The following is a 2,467-nucleotide window of genomic DNA, read 5'->3' as shown; positions in this document are numbered from 1 at the left end:
CTTCACCGAGTTCGCGTACAGCGTCTCCCGCTCCTCGGCGGACATGTCGTGGGTGCTGTCGAAGAGGTGGTCGGAGACGGTCAGTACCGTGAGGGCCTCGGTGCCCTCCTGCGCGGCGGCCGCATACAGCCCGGCGGCCTCCATCTCGACGCCGAGGGTGCCCAGGGCTGCGAGCCCCTGCACGATCTCGGCCCGACCCAGGTAGAACAGATCCGAAGAGTACACCGGGCCCGCGTGGACCGGGGCGTCGGTGAGTTCGGCTGCGGCGTCCATCGCCCCGCGCAGCATCGGGTACGAGGCAGCCCAGGACAAGCTCACCCCCGGCACGAGCAGCGTCGACAGGGACGCGTTGGTGTGCGCGGACGTGCCGACCACGGTGTCGCCCACGTTCACCTTGGACGACATCCCGCCGCAGGTGCCGACGCGAACGATGCGCTGCACGCCGTAGAAACGGTACAACTCGGTGGCGTAGATCGAGATGGACGGGATGCCCATGCCGGACCCCATCACGCTCATCGGCGCGCCCTGGTAGGTGCCGGTCCACACGGTGATGCCGCGGACCTGGGAGACGAGTTCGGCGTCGGCCAGGTACTCCTTGGCGATCCGGTCGGCACGACGCGGATCGCCAGGCATCATCACCAGCGGTGCGATCTGACCCGGTTCGGCGGCGATGTGCGGTGTGGCCATGCAGGGCTCCTAGAAAACTCGGTGCGCCGCGTCACGTCGAGGCGCGAAGGAACACCGAAAGTACCATGCAGGTCTTGACGCGGGGTGCAGGATCGACGCGGGACAGGTGCCGTCCCCCCGACCCCCGAGGAGGCGTCCATGCTGGAGATGGTGGCGGTGGGCGTTGCCCTGTTCGCGCTCGTGGCGGCCGCGGGAGTCTTCGGCCCCCGCATCGGGGTCGCGGACCCCTTGCTGCTGGTCATGGTGGGGCTGCTGATCAGCCTGATCCCCGTCGTGCCGGACTTCGTCGTCGAGCCGGACCTCGTCTTGGAGGTGCTGCTGCCGCCGCTGCTCTAAGCGGCCGCCGTCTCGTTGCCTCCGATGAGCATGCGCCGCGAGTTCACGGCGATCTCCGGGCTGTCGGTCGTGCTGGTGATCTTCACCGCCGTCGCGCTGGGCCTGGTCTTCGCCTGGCTCATCCCCGGGGTCGGTTTCGCCTGGGGTGCCGCGCTCGGGGCCATCATCAGCCCCACCGACGCGGCTGCCACGGCCATCGTGAAGAAGGCGGGCGTCCCCTCGCGCGCCATCGTGATCCTGGAGGGGGAGGCGCTCCTGAACGACGCCACGGCGCTGGTGCTGCTGCGCACCGCCGTCGCGGCGGCGCTGGGCACCTTCTCGGTCTGGGCCGCGGTCGGCACCTTCGCCTACTCCGTCGCCGTGGCAGCGGCGATCGGCGGCATCGTCGGCGTCGTCACGTTGTGGGTGCGGGCCCGGATCGAAGAGCCGACGATCGCGACCATCGTCTCGTTCACCGTCCCGTTCCTGGCGTCGATCCCCGCCGAACTCCTGGATGCGTCGGGGCTCGTCGCGGCCGTTGTCGCGGGCCTGGTGACGAGCCTGCGCGGAGCCGGACGGCTCCCGCCGCTGCACCGACTCTCCGACCGGCAGAACTGGGCCAGCGTCCAGCGGCTCCTCGAAGGGCTGGTCTTCGTGACGATGGGTCTGCAGTTGCCCACCGTCATCGAGGACGTGGCAACCGGGGACTTCGGCGTGAGCATCGCGCTCGCGGTCTCCGTGCTGGCCCTCGTGATCGCGTTGGGGGTGCGGGCCGCCTACGTGTTGCCGCTGCTGTGGCAGTTGCAGCGTCGCGTCCGGCTGGGGCAGGCGCGCGCCGAGAGCCTCGACCGGATGAAGGACAAAGTGGACGCGGCAGGCGAGTCGGGTGAGCCGCTGGTCCTCACCCAGGAGGACCGGAGCGTGCCCGTGCGTCCCAGCCCTGCACGCCCGGGCGGGCGTCGCGAGGAGGAGGGACCCCGCACGCCCCCGTGGACCCAGCGGCGCGAGGAGCGGCGGCGGACGCGTTCGCGGACGCTCGGCGGGGAGGAGATCGCTCGCTTCGGGCGGCGCATCCGCCGGGCGATCGCCGACCTGGACTACTTCATGCGGCAACCACTGGGGCGGCGCGAGGGACTCGTCGTCGTGTGGGCGGGGATGCGAGGTGCCGTCACGGTCGCGACCGCGCAGACGCTGCCGACCGAGACGCCGCACCGTCCGCTGCTGGTCTTCATCGCGTTCGCTGTGGCGACCATCTCCCTGCTCGGGCAGGGGCTCACGGTCGGGCCGCTGGCGGCGCGCCTGTATCGCGACGACCCGGACGAACCGGATTCCGAGCAACGGGTCGCTGAACGGCAACAGGTCGCGGAGGTGCTGCGCGCCGCCGTCGACGCCCACGCCGGCGAGGAGGCTGTGGACGTGATCAAAGCCCAGCGGGCGGCGCTGCTACGGGCCCGCAGCGAACTCG

The 2,467-nt window shown here is 71.1% G+C and carries 3 protein-coding genes; 2 read left to right on the top strand and 1 reads right to left on the bottom strand.

Translation table 11 applies throughout. The annotated features are described in order from the left end of the window. A partial coding sequence (locus V7E09_RS15180; RefSeq protein ID WP_324523684.1) for a DeoD-type purine-nucleoside phosphorylase occupies positions 1-687 on the bottom strand: 687 nt, incomplete at its 3' end. 138 nt (positions 688-825) lie between these two features. On the opposite strand from V7E09_RS15180, the gene V7E09_RS15175 reads away from it, so the two are divergent. Both V7E09_RS15175 and V7E09_RS15170 read left to right on the top strand, forming a co-directional pair. Next, a complete protein-coding gene (locus V7E09_RS15175; RefSeq protein WP_324509530.1) occupies positions 826-1,023 on the top strand; it encodes a hypothetical protein in 198 nt (65 codons plus the stop codon). Between the two features lie 24 nt (positions 1,024-1,047). Beyond that, positions 1,048-2,467, top strand: a 1,420-nt coding sequence (locus tag V7E09_RS15170) for a cation:proton antiporter (RefSeq protein WP_324523683.1), incomplete at its 3' end; no start/stop codon positions are given.

This window comes from Propioniciclava sp. (assembly GCF_036744435.1).
Lineage (GTDB): Bacteria > Actinomycetota > Actinomycetes > Propionibacteriales > Propionibacteriaceae > Propioniciclava.
The sequence above is the reverse complement of the archived record's forward strand: the minus strand, read 5'-3'. Positions and strand labels throughout refer to the sequence as shown.